Source organism: Nocardia alni (genome assembly GCF_019038435.1).
GTDB lineage: Bacteria > Actinomycetota > Actinomycetes > Mycobacteriales > Mycobacteriaceae > Nocardia > Nocardia alni.
The window spans coordinates 1-21,043 of record NZ_JAGPOX010000163.1; the positions used below are offsets into that span (position 1 = coordinate 1).

At 69.4% G+C, this 21,043-nt stretch carries 9 protein-coding genes; 3 read left to right on the top strand and 6 right to left on the bottom strand.

From position 1 onward, the window contains the following. A partial coding sequence (locus JZ791_RS38000; RefSeq protein ID WP_216901831.1) for a hypothetical protein occupies positions 1-282 on the top strand: 282 nt, incomplete at its 5' end. A 104-nt stretch (positions 283-386) separates the two neighbouring features. On the opposite strand, the gene JZ791_RS38005 is transcribed toward JZ791_RS38000, so the two are convergent. Beyond that, positions 387-800, bottom strand: a complete 414-nt coding sequence (locus JZ791_RS38005) for a VOC family protein (protein ID WP_216901833.1) — start codon at positions 798-800, stop codon at positions 387-389. Positions 801-1,099: 299 nt separating this feature from the next. Here JZ791_RS38005 and JZ791_RS38010 point away from each other — a divergent pair, with 299 nt between their 5' ends. After that, positions 1,100-2,086 carry a glycosyltransferase family 9 protein gene (locus tag JZ791_RS38010; protein ID WP_216901835.1) on the top strand — a complete coding sequence of 329 codons (987 nt, stop codon included), beginning with the start codon at positions 1,100-1,102 and terminating at the stop codon, positions 2,084-2,086. A gap of 7 nt (positions 2,087-2,093) precedes the next feature. Here the strand turns inward: JZ791_RS38010 and JZ791_RS38015 are convergent, their stop codons facing one another. Then, positions 2,094-2,420, bottom strand: a complete 327-nt coding sequence (locus JZ791_RS38015; RefSeq protein WP_216901837.1) for a hypothetical protein — start codon at positions 2,418-2,420, stop codon at positions 2,094-2,096. Between the two features lie 312 nt (positions 2,421-2,732). Here JZ791_RS38015 and JZ791_RS38020 point away from each other — a divergent pair, with 312 nt between their 5' ends. Continuing rightward, the gene (locus JZ791_RS38020) at positions 2,733-3,068 is read left to right on the top strand and encodes an RNA polymerase-binding protein RbpA (protein ID WP_216901839.1); all 336 of its coding nucleotides are present in this window, start codon (positions 2,733-2,735) and stop codon (positions 3,066-3,068) included. A gap of 438 nt (positions 3,069-3,506) precedes the next feature. On the opposite strand, the gene JZ791_RS38025 is transcribed toward JZ791_RS38020, so the two are convergent. The 4 genes from JZ791_RS38025 to lnt all read right to left on the bottom strand — a co-directional run. Further along, positions 3,507-4,289, bottom strand: coding sequence for an ABC transporter permease (locus tag JZ791_RS38025; protein WP_216901845.1), 783 nt, complete (start codon positions 4,287-4,289; stop codon positions 3,507-3,509). Between the two features lie 166 nt (positions 4,290-4,455). Next, positions 4,456-5,445 carry an ATP-binding cassette domain-containing protein gene (locus JZ791_RS38030; RefSeq protein WP_216901841.1) on the bottom strand — a complete coding sequence of 330 codons (990 nt, stop codon included), beginning with the start codon at positions 5,443-5,445 and terminating at the stop codon, positions 4,456-4,458. Then, positions 5,442-19,406 carry a non-ribosomal peptide synthetase gene (locus JZ791_RS38035; RefSeq protein ID WP_308163362.1) on the bottom strand — a complete coding sequence of 4,655 codons (13,965 nt, stop codon included), beginning with the start codon at positions 19,404-19,406 and terminating at the stop codon, positions 5,442-5,444. Before JZ791_RS38035 ends, JZ791_RS38030 begins: the two co-directional genes overlap by 4 nt. A gap of 374 nt (positions 19,407-19,780) precedes the next feature. After that, a partial coding sequence (lnt, locus tag JZ791_RS38040) for an apolipoprotein N-acyltransferase (protein WP_216901843.1) occupies positions 19,781-21,043 on the bottom strand: 1,263 nt, incomplete at its 5' end.

Sequence of the window (21,043 nt, forward strand, 5' to 3'; positions counted from 1 at the left end):
CGCGCCCGGTTCGGCGCACGGTGGCGGACCTCGCTCTCCTTGCGCGCGGCGACAGCGGTCCTCGTCGCCGTCCTCATCGGCGGCATCGGATTCACCGCGGGCAACTTCCTCAACGGCGATGACGGCCACCACCGCGGCCACCACGAAATGAGCGCCAACCATCCGTTCTGGCAAGACCACGAGGGCTGGATCCACCGCGGTGAACACGGCGGCATACAGCGAGTCCACCTGAACTCCGCCCTCGGCGACTCACCGTCGGCGACCCCGGCTCCGGCGAACTGAGCGACCCGGGGCCTGATCCGGGCCGACCCGGATCAGGCCCTCGATTTCGAGTTCCGCGGCCGGAATCCCCGCCCCTCACGACATTCGCGCCGCCGCGGCTGTATCTATGCGCCGGGCGCGGCGATGTTCACCATCCAGGCGACGCCGAAACGGTCGTTGCACATGCCGAATTCGTCACCCCACATCTGCCTCTCCAACGGAACGCTCACCGTCCCACCCGCGCTCAGGCGGCCCCACCAGCCGCGCAGCTGGGCCGAGTCGTCACCGCTGAGGCTGATCGTGATGCTGCTTCCGGGGGTGTACCGCATGCTCGGCGGGGTGTCGGCGGCCATCAGCGTGAAACCGTCGGGGGTTTCCAACTGGCCGTGCATGATCAACTCCGCGCCGGGCGCCTCCTTGTCGCCGAAGTCGCCGAACGTCGACACCGTCAGGGTGCCGCCGAAAACATCGCGATAGAACTCCAGTGCCGCCCGGGCGGTATCGGCGAAGGCGACATAAGGGTTGAGACGTGATGTCATGGGGAACACTCCTCGGGTCGAGGGCTCGTCCCCGCGCGTGCGGGGCGCACACCGCTGTTCGGGACGTTCTCGCGCGAAGTGCCGGCGGCCCCTGAAGGCTAATCCGCGGCCGGGTGGCAGCGCGGCGATATACCCAACGCGATACCGGGATATGACCTACGCGATATCGGATCGAATCCGCGTTTCGGGTTCTCGCACCTCGGGTAACCCTCGCCAAGTGGCTTCCTACGTCCGTGCGCCGCTGTGGTTCGCGCCGGGCGGGGCAGGTAGTCGTCCTGGTAACTGGCGAGGAGAAGAGGGTGGCGGTTGTACTAGTGCTGCGCGCACGCGGACTCGGTGATCTCCTGACCGCGGTCCCCGCGCTCCGCGCGCTGCGCCGGGCGAGACCGAACGATCGCATCGTGCTCGCCGCACCGCACCGGCTCAAGCCGATCGTCGATCTGATCACCTCGGTCGACGAGATGCTGCCCGCGGCCGACCCCGAGAGCATGCGCTGGGACGGCGAGCCGCCCGCGCTGGCGGTCAACCTGCACGGATTCGGCGCCGATGGCATCGTGGAGCTGGCCAAGACCGCTCCGGCGCGAATCCTCACCTACCGCAATCCCGCGTTCCCGGACCTGGACGGGCCGGACTGGCAGTCCGATATGCACGAGGTCGACCGGTGGTGTCATCTGCTGGAATCGGCCGGGATGACCGCCGATCGCCGCAATCTCGGGCTGGTGCCGCCCGTGGCCACCACCACTCACCGCGACTGCGTGGTGATCCACGTCGGCGCGGGCGCGGTGGCGCGCCGCTGGCCGCCGGAACGGTTCGCCGCGGTGGTGCGCCATCTGCTGGTACAGGGCCGTGAGGTGGTGCTGACCGGCGACGACTTCGAACGGGAGATCGCGCTGGCCATCGCCGCGCGCGCCGGGCTGCCGCAGTCGCAGGTGCTGGCCGGACAGCAGAACCTGATCGAACTGTCGGCCACCGTCGCCGAGGCGGCACTGGTGGTGTGCGGCGACACCGGGGTCGCGCACCTGGCCACCGCGTTCGGCACCCGCACGGTACTGCTGTTCGGGCCGACCGCGCCCAGCCACAGCGGGCCGCCGCCGCATCTGCTGGGGCGGCACGTGGTGCTCTGGGCCGGCCACACCGGTGATCACAACGGCCACGCCACCGATCCGGGCCTGCTGGAGATCACCGTGCCCGAGGTGATCGAGGCGGTCGACCGGCAGCTGAACAAGCGCTCCTGGCCGGGCACGGGAATCAACAGCCGGCGCACCACCTATCGTCGCGTGGGCTAGCCGGGACTCAGCGCAGGCGCTCGGCGTCCTTCGCGAGTTCGACCAGATCCGCGGTCAAACGCATGAGTTCCGTGTGGTCGGCGCCCTCGGCGACGGCGGTCGCGACATCCTCGGCCGCGCAGCGGGCGGCGAACCAGCGGTCGGCCAGGTCGGTGGCCTCCTGCGCGCTCAGGACCACCGAATCCTCGGGAATTCCGGTGCCCTCCAGGCCCTTTCGATGTTCGTAGGCACGCTGGCGACAGGACTGGCGACAGTATCTGCGGCGGCGGCCCAGCTCGGATTCGGCGATCTGGCGTCCACACCAGGAACAGGACGACAGCACTCGGCGCGACATGGTCCGACACCTTAACCGGCCGGGCCGGATCACCGTGCGGGGGCACGCCGTGCGGCGCGCATTCACCGCCCGCGAATCCGGGGCGTGAACGGGCGGCATTCCGCAAACAGGGCGCAGTCGAGCATGCGATGTTTTTCCGGCGTCCGAACGGTGTACTCCCCCGCGAAGAGCGCGTCGATCCACACCGCATTTCCGCTGATGGACACCTACCGGTAAAATGGCGGGGTTGACAGTCGCCGGGAACTGATTTAGTGCGTGGCGCGTTTACATCAGGTAAGAACGTTGCCGACAGGCTAGAGAGGACCGCACACCATGGCAGATCGCGTACTCCGAGGCAGCCGGCTCGGAGCGGTGAGCTACGAGACCGACCGGGACCACGATTTGGCACCGCGTCGGATGGCGCGGTACCGGACCGACAACGGCGAGGAATTCGATGTTCCCTTCGCCGATGAAGCCGAAATTCCGCCCACGTGGCTGTGCCGCAACGGTCAGGAGGGCGTCCTCATGGAGGGCACCAACTCCGAGCCCAAGAAGGTCAAGCCCCCTCGCACTCACTGGGACATGCTGCTCGAGCGCCGCTCCAAGGATGAGCTCGAGGAGCTGTTGAACGAGCGGCTGGAGCTGCTGAAGACCCGCCGCGGGCGGTAGCGCGAATGTCGCCGACAGCGGGCGACGCAGGGTAAAGTGAAGACGTCACGAAAGTGATGTTGGTGTACAGCGGCGGTTGCAGCCGACGCCGTACCATTCAGGTGGGAGCTATACAATCCGCTTGATAAACCAGCGGACTGCAAGGCACGCCCCGGCGATCACGGCAGATGTTGCGAGTAAGATGCCGTAATCGACCGGGGCATTGCTCTTCGCCCGGCGATGTTTCGCCAATCCCACCACCTCCTCTCTGGGCGCGGTGTCTGGACTACGTCCACCGCCCCTCGAGAGGAGGTAAGAATTACATTACACGATCTTTACTATTGAAAATCACTCTCGCACAACACATCTCGGTCATGACCAACAGCGGTCGTGCGACCATCATGGAAAGGCCGCGTGGCTCACATGGCGCCACGCGGCCTATAAGCACCAGCTCACCGACTAATGGCTGGCGACCTTCCGGTATCGCATCAAGGCCAAGGGCATCGCGACCAGCAGAATCACCAGCGAGCACACGATGGCGTACCCCACGCAGTGGTCGGCGGGCCAGCCGTGCGGCGTTCCGAACGAGGGGGGCGCGCTGTTCTCGAACAGTTTGCGGCTCGCCGCGGTCACCGCGGTGATCGGATTCCATTCCGCGACGGTGCGCAGCGGCCCGGGCAGGGTTTCCGCGGAGATGAAGGCCGAGGAGATGAACGTCAGCGGGAACATCCAGATCAGGCCCGCGCTCTGCGCCACCTCGACGCTGGGCGAGACCAGGCCGGTCAGCGCGCCCACCCAGGACATCGCGAAGGCGAACAGCAGGATCACCCCGAAGGCCGCTACCGCCCGGACGAATCCGCCGTTGATATGCCAGCCGACCAGATAGCCGCAGCCCACCATCACCGCCAGGGACAGGACGTTCACCACCAGGTCGGACAGCGTGCGGCCCATCAGCACCGCCAGCCGTGACATCGGCAGCGTGCGCATCCGGTCGATGATGCCCTTCTGCAGGTCGTTGGCCAGCCCGACCGTGGTGAAGGCGGCGTTGAAAGCCACTGTCTGCGTGAAGATTCCGGCGAGCAGGAATTCCCGGTACTGACCGCCGCCCAGCGAGGCGCCGAAGATGTAGGCGAACAGGAATACGAACATCAGCGGCTGGATCGTCGCGGTCACCAGCAGGGTCGGAACCCGCAGGATCGTCAGCAGATTCCGGTACGCGACGATGGCACTGTCCCGGAACACCCGCACCGGCACCGGAATCGACTTCTCGACAGCCGGATTCTCCTGCGGCGCGGCCGATTCCACCTCACCCAAAGCCATCTCGACGGAACTCACGACTCCACCTCGCCGGCGCTCGGCTCCGTCGTGCGTTCCGCACGCTGTGCCCATGGTTCGCTCGCAAGCTCACTCACGACAGAATCTCCTCTGCTACATCGTCGTTTTCGGGTGCCGCCGCCGGGTCGGCCGGTGCACCGGTGAGGGACAGGAACACATCATCGAGGGTGGGCCGATGCACGCCCGCGTCCACCACGCAGACCCCGGCGTCGTCCAAACGGCGCAGCGCCTCGACCATGGTCCGCGAACCGTCGCCGACCACGATCGTCACCTCGTGCGCGTCCGGATCATGGGTTGGTTCGCCGATGCCCACCTCTGCCAGCACCGCCATGGCCTGCTGCGGATCCTGCCCCGCGGCCAGGGTGACCGTCAGCCGATCGCCGCCGATGGAGGTCTTCAGTTCGTCGGCCGAGCCGCGCGCGATCACCCGGCCGTGGTCGATCACCGTGATGCGATCGGCCAGCAGATCGGCCTCCTCCAGGTACTGGGTGGTGAGCAGGACCGTGGTGCCGTCGTCGACGAGGTCGCCGATCACCCGCCACATGTCCATGCGGCCGCGGGGATCCAAACCCGTTGTCGGCTCGTCCAATACGACCACCGCCGGACGTGCGACCAGCGCGCCGGCCAGGTCCAGCCGCCGCGCCATGCCACCGGAGTAGGTGCCCGCGCGGCGGCCCGCGGCGTGGTCGAGACCCAGCGCCGAGAGCAGGTCGGTGGCGCGCCGGGCGGACTGCCGGTGGTTCATCCCGTACAGCCGCGCCACCATTCGCAGATTCTCGAAACCGGACAGGTTCGCGTCGACCGCCGCGTACTGCCCGGACAGGCCGATGCGAGTGCGCGCGCCCGCCGGATCGCGCAGCACGTCGACGCCCGCGACCCGCACGCTGCCCGCGGTGGGCCGCAGCAGCGTGGTAACGATGCGTACCGTCGTGGTCTTGCCCGCGCCGTTCGGGCCCAGCAGGCCCATCACGGTGCCGCTGGGGATCTCCATGTCGATGCCGTCCAGCACGCGCGCCCGGCCGTACTGCTTCACCAGACCCGCGACCTCCACCGCCAGTGTCATCGTGCCCTCTCCGTATCGCTGGTGCGCAAGTGGTCTCGCAGTACTGGACCGATCACCGAGAGCGCCTCCGGGGTGGTCATGCCCGAATGCCTGCACCGGACCTTCTGGTCATGGATCGCACCGGTCACGTACGGCTCCCACGCCTGCGCGCGGCGGGCGGGGTCGGCCCGGTTGATCTCGTCCTCGGCGGCGGTGAAGAACAGCAGATCACCGTCGAAGATCTTGGGCCGGAAGCCGTTCGCCAGCACCGCCCCGTTGGCGTAGCCGGTGTACAGCCGTTGCAGGTGCTCTACCGTCAGCGCCGCGAACGGGCCGGGGCGGCCGCGCAGCAGCTCGGCCGCGTCCTGCAGGGTCAGGCGCGGGTCGATCGCATTGTCCCCGCCGAGCAGATCGCTGCCGAATTCGCCGATGATCTCGGCCACGCCCGGAATGGCGTGTTCGAGCCATTCGTCGGACAGTTCGTAACTGTCCATCATCGCCAGCAGCGACACCCGCTCCCCCTGCTGCTGTAACTGCACGGCCATCTCGTGCGCGATCAGCCCGCCGAGCGACCAGCCCAGCAGGTGATACGGACCCTGCGGCTGCACCGATCTGATCTGCGCCACATACTGTTTCGCGACACCGACCAGGGTTCCGGGCTCGCTCGCGCCGATCACGTGCGGCGCCTGCAGCCCGTACACCGGCCGCTCCGCGGGCAGATGCGCGAGCAGGCCGGAGTAGCACCACGACAGCCCGATCGCGGGATGAACGCAGAACAGCGGCGGCGTGGCGGCATCCCCGCCGCGCAGCGGCAGCAGCGGTTCCAGGGCCACCGAGAGCGCCTCGCCCGCGTCCGCGTCCAGGCGCCGTGCGATCGCCTCGGGCGTGGAATCTCCGAACATCGCCTGTACGGGCATCTCGATGCCCGCCGAGCGCAGGTGCGCCACCACCTTCGTGGCCAGCAGCGAGTTGCCGCCCAGATCGAAGAATCCGTCGTCCAGGCCGACCCGCTCCACGCCCAGCACCTCGGTGAATGCCGTGCACAGCGCGCGCTCGGCCGGGGTCGTCGGCGGACGGTACTGCCGGCCGCCGCCGAACTCCGGCTCGGGCAGCAGGCGGCGATCGAGCTTGCCGACCGGGGTGAGCGGAACCCGGTCCAGCAGCGTGATCGACTGCGGCACCATGTAATTCGGCATGAGCGCGGCCACGTGCGCGGTCAGCTCGGCCGCGGTCGGGGCGGTGCCCGCCAGCGGCTTCACATACGCCACCAGTGCCGTGGCTCCGGCCGGGGTGCGGTGCCCGACGGTGGTGGAGAACTCCACCGCGGGATGCCGGGCCAGTGCCGCATCGATCTCGCCGAGTTCGATGCGGAAACCGCGGATCTTCACCTGATGGTCGGTGCGGCCGAGGTATTCCGCCTCACGCTGCTCCTCGTGCCGGGTCCAGCGCACCAGATCGCCTGTGCGGTACATCCTTTCGCCCGGCTTCCCGAACGGGCTCGCCACGAACCGCGTCGCCGTCAGACCCGGTCGGTCCAGGTAGCCGCGCGCCAGCGCCGGACCGGACAGGTACAGCTCACCGGTGACACCGTCCGGCGACGGATGCAGCCGCCCGTCCAGCGTGGCGGCGTTCACCCCTCGGATCGGACCGCCGATGGTGATCGGCTCGCCGGGTGTGGTCGCGCGGGACATCAGCGTGACGATCGTGGTCTCCGTCGGGCCGTACACGTTGTAGAGGTCGGCCCCGGTGCCGCTCCAGCGCGTGACCAGCTCCGGCGGCAGCGCCTCGCCGCCGACCAGCACGTGCCGCAGGGCGGTGATCCCGGACGGGTCGACCGTGCCGAACGCCGAGGTGGTGATGAACGCGTGCGTGATCTCCTGCTCGGTCAGCACCCGGGCCAGATCCGCACCGCCGTACACCCCGGGCGGGGTGATCACCAGCGTGGCAGCGCCGCCCAGGGCCAGCAGCAGATCCAGCATCGCCGCGTCGAAACTCGGCGTGGCGAAGTGCAGGATGCGATCGGTGGGCCGGACCTCGAACCGCTCGGCGGTCTCGGCCGCGAAGTTCGACAGTCCGCCGTGGGTGACGACCACGCCCTTCGGCACGCCGGTCGATCCGGAGGTGTAGATCACGTAGGCGGGATTGTCCATCCGCAGCGGACCCCGCAGTTCGCCCGGATCCAGCGGACCGTCGGGGGTATGCAGGACCTTGCTCCGGAACGCCGGCGCGTCCAGTGCCGTCCAGCTCACCCCGCCGGGGAGGCGCTCCTGATGCGCGGACATCGTGATGCCCACCGCCGCACCGGAATCGGTGAGCATATGGCTGATGCGATGTTCCGGATAGCCCGGATCGATCGGCACGAACGCCGCGCCCGCCTTGGCCACCGCGAGCGTCACCGCCACCGATTCGGCCGAGCGCGCGATGCCCAGGGCCACCAGCGTCTCCGGCCCCACGCCCTGCTCGATCAGCACCCGGGCCAGCCGGTTGGTCCAGCGGTCCAGGGCGTCGTAGGTGATCGAGGTGTTGCCCTCGCGCAACGCCACCGCCTGCGGATTCACCGCAGCCGCGGTCGCGAAGACCTCCGCCAGGGTGAGCGGGCGATCGGTGTTCGCTCCGCGCACGGGAGCCAGGCTGGACCACTCGGCCGGATCCAGCCATTCCAGATCGCCCACCGGCATGGTCGGATTCGCCGCTGCCGCGCTCACCAGCCGCGCCAGGCGGTGGCCGAGCCGGGCCGCGGTGGGCTCGTCGAACAGGTCCCGGGCGTAGTTCACCGCGACCGAGATGCCGTCGGGTTCCCTTGTCTCGGTCCAGGATTCGGTGAGGGTGAACTGCAGATCGAACTTCGCGATGCCAGGGTCGGCGTCGTGCGCCTCGATCCGCAGGCCGGGCAGCTCGAACGCCCCCACCGGTTCGTTGCGTACCGAGAGCATCACCTGGAACAGCGGGTGATGCGACTGCGAGCGCGCCGGATTGAGCACCTCGACCAGCCGCTCGAACGGCACGTCCGCGTGGGCGAAGGCCTCCAGGTCGGTCTCCCGCACCGCGTGCATCAGCTCGGGGAACGAGGCGTGGCCGTCGACCTCGGTGCGCAGCACCAGGGTTCCGACGAACATACCGACCAGCGAGTCCAGCGCCGGATCGCCGCGACCGGCGATCGGGGTACCGACGACGATGTCCGCACCGCCGGTCATCCGGTGCAGCAGAACCGTCAGCGCGGCGTGCAGCACCATGAACATGGTGACGCCGTGCTGCGCGGCCAGGGCCCGCAGCTCGCGGTGGGTCAGCACATCGATCGCGCACTCGACGGTCCCGCCGCGATAGCTCGGCGTCGGCGGGCGCGGGCGATCCGCCGGCACGGCCAGCAGCTCGGGCAGCCCCTCGAGCGTGCCGCGCCAGTAGTCGAGCTGACGGCCGATCAACGACTCCGGATCGCTCTCGGTGCCGAGCCGCTCCTCCTGCCACAGCGTGTAATCCGCGTACTGCACGGCCAATTCGGGCCAGTCGGGAGCCTGTCCCGCAAGGTGCGCGCGATAGGCGGTGGCGAGATCCGCCGCGAGCGGTCCGATCGACCAGCCGTCCATCGCGATGTGGTGTACGACCAGCACCAGAACGTGATCCTCGGCAGGAGTAGCAGCCACGCCGGTGGTGTCGAATGAGGCATCGGCGCTGTGCTCGTCGGCGCGCGCACGCTCGACCGCACGCCTGGGCAAGGCACGTCCCGCCGTCGGCCTCACAGTGCTGCTCCGGGTGTCGGACTCATGGCCGACAGCCGCATCAGCACTGCCCGTATCCACGACGCGCAGCAGGTGTGCGCGCAGGGGGACGGTGGTGGCCAGATCGAATCCTGGTGCGGCCAGGCGCTTTACCTGCTCGTCGATCTGGTTCTCGGTGACATCGCTCGTCCCGATCATCACTCGCGCGGTGGCCGGGTCCAGCACTCGCTGGTATGGGGCGCCCTCGAGTTCGCCGAAGATCGTGCGCAGGGTTTCGTGCCGCGTCTGCACCGCGTCCAGCGCCGCCTGCAGCGCGGCGACGTTCAGCTCGCCGCGCAGGCGCAGTGCGGCGGGGATGTTGTACACGCCGTCGCCGGAGGCGTTGAACCGCTCCAGGAACCACAGCCGCCGCTGTGCCGCCGACAGCGGCACCCGCTGTGGCCGGGCGCGGCGCAGTAACTTCGGCCCGTCGTCGGCCGCCACGCCGCGACCGGACAACCGTTCGGCCAGTTCGGCGACCGTCGGCGCGGCGAAGACCGTGCGCACCTCCAGCCGGATCCCGGTGGCCGCCGCCAGGCGTGCCACCAATTGCGTTGCCAGCAGCGAGTTTCCGCCGATCTCGAAGAAGGAGTCGGACGCACCGACGGACTGCGCGCCGACCAGTTCCGCCATCACCTCGGCGACCAGTCGCTCGGCGTCGGTATCCGGTGCGCGGTCCACCGAAACCATCGCCTCGGGCTCCGGCAGCGCGGCCCGGTCGAGCTTGCCGACCGGGGTGAGCGGTATCCGGTCGAGCACCGTCACACTGCTGGGAACCATCTGCGCCGGAAGACGTTCGGCCACATGCGCCCGCACGGCCGCGGCGTCCACCTCTTGACGCCCCGGGACCGGCAGCACATAGGACACGACCCGCGCGGTGCCGGCGATCTCACGAATCTCGGTGTGCGCGAAGCCGATCGCCGGATGCGTGGTGAGCGCCTCGGTGATCTCGCCCAGCTCGATCCGGAATCCACGCAATTTCACCTGGTCGTCGCCGCGGCCCAGGTACACGAGCTCGCCGGAGTCGTTCCAGCGCACCACATCTCCGGTGCGATACAGCCGCGTGCCCTCGGGCCCGTACGGATCAGCCACGAAACGCCCAGCGGTGAGCGCCGTGCGCGCGAAATACCCGCGCGCGACGCCCTGCCCGCCCAGGTACAGCTCACCGGGCACCCCGACGGGCACCGGGCGCAGCCGTTCGTCCAGCACCAGCGCCCGGGCGCCGCGCACCAGGGAGCCGATGGTGATCGGATCGCCCGGCCGCAGCGGGCCCGCCAGGGTGACGACCACCGTGGTCTCGGTCGGGCCGTATCCGTTGAACAGCAACCGATCCGCGCCCCAGCGCGCCACCAGCTCCGGGCCCAGCGCCTCGCCACCGACCGTCAGCGACTTCAGATGCGGCAGCGGCCAGCGCTCCCGATCGATGGTCGCCAGCGCCGCCGGGGTCAGGAAGGTGTGACTGATCCGTTCGGCGTCCATCAGCGCGGCCAGTTCGTCGCCGCCGTAGATGCCCGGCGGGCAGATCACCATCGTCGCGCCCGATCCGATCGCCAACTGCAGGTCGAGGATCGCCGCGTCGAAGCTCGGCGTCGCGAAGTGCATTGTGCGCGAATCACGCTCGACCTTCATCCGGTCGCGGAACTCGTCCCCGAGATTGGACAGGCCGCCGTGGGTGACCGCAACGCCCTTGGGTTTGCCGGTGGATCCGGAGGTGTAGATCAGGTACGCCAGATCCGAGGTCCACACCGTACGCACCCGGTCGGTGTCGGTGACCGTGGATTCCGCGCTGCCCTCGATCTCCGCGCGCAGGTCCTGCGAGTCCAGCATCAGCCACTCGGTGCGACGGCCGCCGTCTCCGGCCTGCCGCAGCCGGTCCGCGTGCTCGGTGAGCGTCACGCCGACCCGGCAGCCGGAATCGGTGAGCATGTGGCGCACGCGATCGACCGGGTAGCCGGGGTCGACCGGCACGAACGCCGCGCCCGATTTGGTCACCGCCAGTACTGTCGCCACCGAGTCCACCGAGCGGGTCAGACCGAGGGCGACCCGATCGCCCGCGCCCAGGCCACGCCGGATCAGCGTGCGCGCCAGCCGGTTCGAGTACTCGTCCAGTTCGGCGTAGGTCAACTCCACCTCGCCCGCACGGACCGCGATCCGGTCCGGGTGCAGGTGCGCGGTGGTGGTGAAGTAGTTGCCCAGACTGCACTGCGGCGTGGGCACCGGGCCGTAGGCCGGGGTCAGCAGACTGCGCTCGAATTCGGTGCGGGCGTCGATATCCCGCACTCGGATTCCCGGATCCGCGGCGACCGCGGTCAGCACCCGCACCATTCGATCGGCCAGTGTCCGCACCGTCTGTTCGTCGAAAAGCTCTGCTGCGTAGACGAATTCGAACTCCCGTTCGGCATCCTGGACCTCGGCGGGCAGTACGCGCAGTTCCAGATCGAATTTGGCCAGCGCGATGTCGAGCTCCTCGGCGCGCAATTCCAGCCCGGGCAGCCGCAGGGCGGGCACCGGCTCGTCCTGCACGCTCAGCGCCACCTGCAACGCCGGGACCCGGCGCGCATCGCCCTCACGCGCCAACTCGGCGACGACCTGCTCGTAGGGCAGGTCGGCGTGCGCCATCGCGGCCAGTTCGCCGTCCCGGTCCGCGAGCAGTTGCTCGGCGAAGGCGCGGTCCGGATCCACATCCGAGCGCAGCAGCAGCGTGTTGACGAACATGCCGACCAGCTCGTCGAGGCGGGTGTCGGTGCGGCCGGCCACGGGCGTGCCCACCACGACGTCGCGGCCGCCGGTGACGATGCGCAACAGCACCGCCAGCGCCGAGCGCAACACCATGAACGCGCTGACTCCGTGCGCACGGGCCAGTTCGTCCAGTCGCTGCCGCACCTCGTCGGGCACGCCGAATCGAACCGTCCCGGCCTGATGCGTCGGCTGCTCGGGGTGCGGCCGGTCGTACGGCAGCGGCATCTGTTCGGGCAGCTCGGCCAGGGTCTCACGCCAGAACCGCAGCTGCGCGGCCGCGAGGCTGTTCGGCTCCTTCGCGTCGCCGAGACATTCGCGTTGCCACAGGCCGAAGTCGGCGTACTGCACCGGCAGCGGCGTCCAGTCCGGGGCCGAGCCGTCGCGGCGGGCGGAGTAGGCCAGGGCCAGGTCACGGGTCAGTGGGATCAGCGACCATCCGTCCGCGGCGATGTGGTGCAGCGCGATGCCCAGCGCGTAGGAATCGGATCCGGTGCGCAGCAGCGTCATTCGCACCGGGATCTCCCGGGTGAGGTCGAAGCCGCGGCGCGCGAGATCACGCAGGACCACCGCGGCGCCCGCGTCGTCGGTGGTGACCGGTTCCAGGGCCGGCATGCACCGGTGCGCGTCCAGCACCAATTGGTGCGGGCCCGTTCGATCCTCGGGGAAGACCGTGCGCAGCACCTCGTGCCGGGCCACCACGTCGGACAGGGCCGCGCGCAGCGCCGCGACGTCCGGATCTCCGTCGATCCGGATCACGAAAGCGATGTTGTAGGCGCTGGATTCGGGCGAGTAACGGTTGAGGAACCACACCCGCTGCTGCGGCAGCGACAGCGGTATCCGGGCCGGACGCGGGTCCTGCGCGGCCAGGGCCCGGCGTTGCGTGCGGGGCGCCTCGGCCAGCCGCACGGCCACGCCGGCGACGGTGGGCGCCTCGAAGATCGTGCGCACCGGCACGTCGATCTCGAACTCGTCGTACAGCGCCGCGGTCAGCCGGGTGGCCAGCAGCGAATTGCCGCCGGCATCGAAGAAGCTGTCCTCGGCGCCCGGCATCGGATGCCCCAGCACCGCGGCGAACACCTCCGCGACCCGGCCCTCCAGCTCCGTCCCGGGTGCGCGCGAGGCGGACCCGATCGTGAAGACGGGCTCCGGCAACGCCTTCCGGTCCAGCTTCCCCGACGGGGTCACCGGCACCTCGTCCATGACGGTGATCGCCGCCGGAACCATGTAGGCGGGTAACTGCTTTCGCGCGGACTCGAGCACCGCCGCGGCATCGACCCCGGCGTCGGTGGTCAGATAGGAGGCCAGCCTGGTGGTGTTGTGCTCGCCGATGTGCACGACGGTCAGCGCGAACCGCACGCCCGGATACGCGCGCAACACGTGGTCGATCTCGCGCAACTCGATCCGGAAGCCCCGGACCTTCACCTGGTCGTCGGCGCGGCCCAGGAACCGCAGTTGCCCGGCGGCGTCGACGACCACGAGATCGCCGGTGCGATACATGCGTTCGCCGCGGCGGCCGTGCGGATTGGCCGGGAAGCGTTGCGCGGTCAGGCCGTGACGGCCCAGGTAGCCGCGAGCCAGGCCCGGCCCGGACAGGTACAGCTCGCCCGGCACACCGGGCGCCACCGGATTCAACCGCGCGTCCAGGACGAACAGCCGCATACCGCGCACCGGCAGCCCGATCGGCACGGGACGGCCCGGGATCATCGGGCCGGTCGCGGTCGCCGCGACGGTCGCCTCCGACGGGCCGTACATGTTGTGCATGCGATGCTCGGCGGTCCACGCGGCCACCAGATCCTCGGGGCATGCGTCGCCGCCGACGATCACCGCCTCCAAATCCTCGAGGCCCTCGGGTGACACGGTCGCCAGCGCGGCCGGGGTGACGAAGGCGTGGGACACCCGCTCGGCGCGCAACAGCTCGGCCAGTTCCGCCCCGCCGTACATGCCCGCCGGGGCGACCACGATCGCCGCGCCCGCGGCGAATCCGAGCAGCAACTCCAGCACGGACGCGTCGAAGGACGGCGACGAGAAGTGCAGTGTGCGTGCGGAATCAGTGACGCCGAACAGATGCGTCTGCTCCTGTGCCAGGGACGCCAGTCCGGCATGGGTGACCACGACGGCCTTGGGCGTGCCGGTCGAACCCGAGGTGTAGATCAGATATGCCGGATGGCACACCCGCATCGGATGATGCCGCTCGGCGTCGGTGACCGGGGTCGCGGGGTACCGGGCGGCCTCGACGGCCAACTCCTGGGAGCCGCTGATCAGCCAGTTCACGTACCGCTTGCGGTGCCGCCCCTGGCGCACCGGCCAGTCCGGCATGGCGGCATGGCTGTGCGCGTTGGTCAGGCCGAGCATGGCGCCGGAGTCGACGAGCATGTGCGCGATGCGGTCGCTCGGATAACCCGGATCGATCGGCACGTAGGCCGCGCCGGTCTTGGCCACCGCCCACACCGCGGTGATCGCGTCCAGCCCGCGTGGTAACGCGATCGCCACCACCGTCTCCGGTCCCGCGCCGTGCCCGATCAGCACGCGCGCCAGGCGGTTCGAGGTCTCGTCCAGTTCCCGATAGGTGGTGTCGTGGCCGAGATAGCGCACGGCGACCGCGTCCGGGAGCCGTTCAGCGGTCTCGGACAGCAAGCGCGCCAGCGTGATCGGCGGTTCGCCCGGTGCGCCGAGGATCGGCACGAGCCGGCCGGTCTCGCGGGCGTCCAGGATGTCCAGATCGCCCACGGGCCTGCTCGGCGCGGCCACCGCCGCATCGAGCAGGCGCACGAACCGCTGTGCGATCGTCGTGATCGATGACTCGTCGAAAACATCGGTCGCATAACCGAATTCCGCCTGTAACGGCCCTTCGGCGGCGTGATCGGAATCCTGCACCGTCAGCTGCAGATCGAACTTCGCGACGGCGGAATCCATGGGCAGCACCCGGGATTCGACACCGGGCAGATCGATCCGGAGCTCGGGGCTGTTCTCGTAGGAGAGCATCACCTGGAACAGCGGGTGGCGGCCCGCGTCGCGGGCGGGATTCACCAGCTCCACCAGCCGTTCGAACGGCACGTCGGCGTTGGCGAACGCGTCCAGGTCGGTTTCGCGCACCCGGTCCAGCAGTGCGGCGAATCCAGCGGACGGATCGACCTCGGTGCGCAGCACGAGCGTGTTGACGAACATGCCGACCAGCTCTTCCAGCGCCGGATCCGAGCGCCCGGCGATCGGGGTCCCGACCGCGATATCGCCCGTATTGCACAGGCGCGCGAGCAGAACCGCCAGACCCGCGTGCAGCACCATGAACACGCTCACGCCGCGCTCGACCGCCAGTTCGGACACCGCGCGCCGGGTCTGCGCCGGGATCTCGAAACCCACACGGGCCCCGGCGGTGCCGCGATGCAGCGAGCGCGGGCGATCCAGCGGCAGGTCCAGTTGATCGGGCAACTCGGCCAGCGCGGTGCGCCAGTAGCTCAGCTGGCGGCCCAGGGCGCTGGCGGGATCGTCCTCGTCGCCGAGCAGTTCGCGCTGCCACAGCGCGAAATCGGCGTACTGCACCGGAAGCGGCGCCCACCGCGGCGCGCGGCCGGCGGTGCGCGCGGTGATCGCGGCCATCAGGTCGCGGGCCAGCGGGGCCACCGACCAGCCGTCACCGCAGATATGGTGCAGCACAACGAGAAAGACGTATGTGTCCGGACCCGTCAGGTACAGCGCTACCCGGATCGGGGCCTGGGTGCGCAGATCGAATCCGTAGCCGGCGTATTCGGTGGCCAGCGCCAGCGCGTCGGCGTCGGTGGCGTCGATCGGGTCCAGGGTCAGCGGGATCTCCACGGCCGGATGCACCACCTGCGTGGGGCCCAGCGCCGAGTCCGGGAAGGTGGTGCGCAGCGACTCGTGTCGTTCGAGCACGTCCACCAGGCCCGCGCGCAGCACCTCGGGATCCACCGCACCGCTCAGCTCGAGGGCCAGCGGCATGTTGTAGGCCGAGGCATGTTCGGCGAACCGGTTCAGGATCCACAGCCGCTGCTGCGAGAGCGACAGCGGAATTCGTTCCGGACGTTTCGCCGCGACGAGTTTGGGCTGCTTGGAGACGGGATAGCGGGTATCCACCCGAGCGGCGAGGGTGGCCACCGTGGCGGATTCGAACAGATCCCGGATGTTCAGGTCGGTGTCCAGGGCGGCGTTCACCCGCGCGACGGCCCGGGCCGCCGACAGCGAGTTGCCGCCCAGGTCGAAGAAGCTGTCCTCGACGGTGATGTCGGCGACGCCCAGCACCTCGCCGAAGATGGCGGCCAGGCGCCGCTCCGCCTCGGTGCGGGGCGCGCTGGAGGTGCGGGGCGCTCGGCTCGCACCCGCGTCGGGCGCGGGCAGGGCCTTGCGGTCGACCTTCCCGTTGGGGCTCAGCGGTAGTTCATCTAGCACGATCAGGTGGGCGGGGACCATATATCCGGGCAGTGTGTTGCGCAGGCCCGCGGCGACGACCGCGGTGTCCAGGCGCACGCCCGGCGTGGGCACCAGATACCCGACGAGTTCGTCGCCGCCGTGCGCGGTATGCGCGACACAGATCGCGCGGGCCACGTCGGGCTGATCCAGCAGCGCGGACTCGATCTCGCCGAGTTCGATCCGCAGGCCGCGAAGCTTGACTTGAAAGTCGCTGCGGCCCAGGTATTCCAGGATGCCAGCCGTATCGCCGAGGGCGATGCCGCTGGTGCCGGTGGCGGAATCAACAGTGGCGGCCTCCGAGGCCGCGGCGGCGGCGACATCCGACACGACGGTAGCCACGCCCGGCACGGCGGGAGCTTGCGTGGTCACATCGCGCTGGGCGTCGGTAACGCCCGCGGCGGAGGCGTTCATGCGCGCCGGCACGCGCCAGCGCACCAGGTCACCGGTGCGATACATGCGCGCGCCGGGGGTGAAAGGGCTGGCGACGAAGCGATCCGCGCTCAGGCCGGGGCGCCCGAGATAGCCGCGGGCCAGTTGTACACCGGCCAGATAGAGCTCACCCACCACACCGGGTGCGACCGGGCGAAGGTGCTCGTCCAGCACGTACACCCGCGTGTTCCAGATCGGCGCGCCGATCGGCACAGAACCATCGGCGGGGTCGCAGTGCCAGGAGGTGACGTCCACCGCGGCCTCGGTGGGGCCGTACAGGTTGTGCAGTTCCGGGGACGGCGCCGACTCGGGCCGCGCCGAGGAACTCGGTGCAACCGTGCCGAACACCGCATCGTCCAGCACCGAATCACCCAGTGCCGCATGGAAGTCCCGCACGGTCGCGGCGGGCAGCGCCTCACCGCTGCAGAACACCCGGCGCAGGCTGCCGCAGCCGCGCACATCGGTGTCGGTGACGAACACCGACAGCATCGACGGTACGAAATGCACCGTGGTGACCCGCTTCTCGGCGATCACCGCGGCCAGATAGGCCGGATCGCGATGCCCCTCGGGCGCGGCGATGACCAGCCGGGCCCCGATCTGTAAGGGCCAGAAGAATTCCCACACCGACACGTCGAACGTCGCGGGCGTCTTCTGCAGCACCGCGTCGGTGGCGTCCAGCGGATACTCGTGCTGCATCCAGCTCAGCCTGTTGACGATCGCGGCATGCGAGACGCCCACGCCCTTGGGGCGGCCGGTGGAGCCGGAGGTGAAGATCACATAGGCCAGGTGGTCCGGCCGCAGCGGCGCGCGCCGCTCGGTGTCGGCGATCGGACCGTCACCGCATCCGGACAGACCGATCGCGTCGATATCCACGCGCACGGCCTCGGCGGGCAGGTCGAGATCCTCGCCGCCGACGCTCAGCACGCACAGCGGCCGGGCCTGTCCGAGGATATGGGCGGTGCGCTCGGCGGGGTGATCCGGATCGATCGGCAGATATGCCGCGCCCGCCTGCACGATCGCGTACATGCCGACCAGCAGGTCCAGGCCGCGGTGCAAGGCCAGGCCCACCACCGAATCCGGACCGGCGCCGCGGGCGATCAGCGCCCGGGCGAGGCGGTTGGCCTGTGCGGCAAATTCGCCGTACGTCCTTGTCTCATCACCGAACTCGAGGGCGATGGCCTCGGGCTGGGCGGCGGCCCGCTCGGCGAACAGGTCCGCGAGGGTACCCGGCCGCACGGGCGCCTGTGTCGAATTCCACTGCCGCAGCACCAGATCGCGTTCGGTGTCGGTGATCACCGGCACCGCGGCGACGACCGTGCCCGGGTCGGCGGTCAGGAACCGGCGCAGGAATTCCAGGAAACGACCGTTGTGCGTCGAGAGCTCCCCTGCCGCGTAGAGCTGCGGATTGCCCTCGAAATCCACGTGGATCCGGTTGCCGACGCCGTTGTAGAGGTTGACCGACAGATCCTCGACCGGACCGGTGGACAGCACATTGAGCGAGCCGACCAGGCTGCCGAAGTGCAGTTCGCTGTGGAACAGCATGATGTTCACCATCGGTCCGAAGAATCCGCGCGAATCCCGCGAATATCCGCAGTCGCGCCGGATGTCGTCGCAGCGATAGCGCTGATGCCGCAGCGCGCCGGTGATCTGCAACTCCGCCGCGCGCACGGTGTCGCGCAGAGTCGTCGCCGGATCGAAGCGCAGCCGGATCGGCACCACGTTGGACACCACACCCGCCGAGCGGCGCAGCGCCACGGTGGTGCGCGCGGACACCGGCAGGCTCAGCACCACGTCCTGGCTACCGGTCACCGCCCGCACGTAGCAGGCCAGCACCGCTACGAACAGGGTCGCGTTCTGGGTGTCGAAAGCACCTGCGGCAGCGGCGAGTTCGGACTCGGTATCGGCGTCGAGCACCGCGCCGGCGAGCACCCGGCCCGATTCGGCGGCGGTCGTGGTCGCGCTGGACAGGCTCACCGGCTCACCCACACCGGCCAACTGCTCGAGCCAGTACTCGCGATCCGAGCGAAAGCGGGCCGTGTCCTGGTAATTCGACTCCGCCGCATAGATTTCGGCCAGCGGCGTGGCGCGGGAGGCGATCGGCTCGGTCCTGTTCTCCAGGGCCGTATAGATTTCCGCGGTTCGGGTCAGCGCGTTCATCGCGCCGTAGCCGTCGATGATGATGTGGTGGGCGCGCGAGTACCAGATGTAGTCACGCTCACCGATGCGCAGCACCGCGTTGGTCGTCAGCGGATCGCGCTCCAGATCGATGGGGCCGTTGGAGTGCGCCTCCATCCAGCGCAGCGCCGCCGCGCGGGGGTCGGCCTCGTGCCGCAGGTCGACCCGCGCCCAGCCCGGCCGCCGCGCCGGATCCACCACCTGATGCGGGACGTCGTCGATCTCCAGCAGCCGCACCTGACCGACCTGTGACTCCGCGCCGAACCGCTCGATCGCGTAGAGCAGCCTGCCGGCGTCCAGGTCGCCGTGGATCTCGACATACTGGGCCACGGTGAGGGGAATCTCGGGGCGGATTCGCTGGGCGTACCAGAGACCGGTCTGCGCGGGTGACAGTACGAAGGGTGGTGCTGCAAATTCGCCAGAAGCACATTGGTCTACGCGATCGGTGGCCAATGAACTCATCAATCACTCCGTTCTGCCGCTTGTTGACGCAACTCCCCGAGCACCGCCACGGCCGCGTTGAGGCGCGCGCCATGGGACGCGATACACGCCCTATGATTCGGAGCATCAGGACGGGCGGATCGGTAGCGATCTCGGAATGTTTCACTTCGAACATTGCCTGCGGAGAGCGGGTTTAATTAGCTAACTTCTCGCAAACATCGCTAATTAACCGAACTTCGCACAAGAAACACACAATACAGAGAGCCTCGAGCTGGAGCCGATACACCGAGCTACGCCTTGGCGAACACGTCGCGGCGACTCGGACCCGGTACACCGAAAGTGTGCTGGACCGGCCGGGCACGAGTGTTCGCCCGTCGGGAAGATCGCCCGCGAAGTTACCGGCCGTCCGGTTCGACGAGCGAGGGCTCGTCCACCGGCCGAATCGACGGCGAAGTTCGCCGTCGGATTGCCGAAGCTACGACAGTGATCCCGGCCACGATACACAACACCCACTCGGGCCATGGACCCACCGCCGTCGCGGGTGTCGTGGTGTGCCGCAGCGGCAGCTTCGCCTCGAGCCAGGCGGGCACGAATTTCGGGGTCTCCCGCAGAACCTGGCCGTTGGCCGTGATGATCGCGCTGACGCCGGTGGTGGCCGCGACGACCACCGCGCGGCCGTGTTCGACAGCACGCACCCGGGACATGGCCAACTGCTGGTAGGTCATCTCGCTGTCGCCGAAGGTGGCGTTGTTCGTCGGGACGGTCAGGATCTGCGCGCCCGCGTGCATGGAATCCTCGAAGGCGCGGTCGAAGGCGACCTCGTAGCAGGTGGCCACGCCGATCGCGACGGGTGCGCTGTGTCCCTGGGGCATGAGCGGGGGGCCTGCGTGGTTACGCTCCGCTGCCGCCTCCGGCCCTGACCCGCTCATGCCGCTACTCGAGGGCCCCATCACGTGCACGACGCCGTCACCGTGTCCGGGGACGAAATAGCCCGCCTTGTCGGCGTAGCTCGAGAAGTGACGGAAGAAGCTGCGGTAGGGCAGGTATTCGCCGAAGGGCTGGATGATCTTCTTGTCGTGCCGCTCCCCCGGGCCGTTCGCGCCGTTCCACACGATCACCGAGTTGGTGGTCGTATCGTCGTCGTTCAGCAGCACGGCGCCGACCAGGATCGGCGCGTGGATCTGCTCGGAGACAGCGGTGATCTCGTCGTAGGCGTCGGAGTTGCGCAGCGGATCGATATCGGAGGAATTCTCCGGCCAGATCACCACATCCGGCTGCGGGGCGCGCCCGGCGGCGATGGCGCGGGCCAGCGCCTCGGTCTCGCGAACGTGGTTGTCCAGCACCGCGCGACGCTGGGCGTTGAACTCCAGGCCCAGCCGCGGCACGCTGCCCTGGATAGCGGCGACCGTGATCGGCCGGTCACCCTCATCCGGGGCGGGCAGCGCGACCCGGAGGATCACTCCGGCGACAGGGATGATAACCACAACCACCGCCGCGACACCAATTCGCCGTCGCCAACGGAGATTTCGCCCATCGGCAGGCCGCGCGCCATCACGCAGCGCCAGAACCAGCGCGGCCAGCGCTGTCCCCGTCAGCGCCACCGCGAAGCTCAGCCCCGGCGCCCCACCGAGCCAGGCCAACGGCAGATACCACCCGTC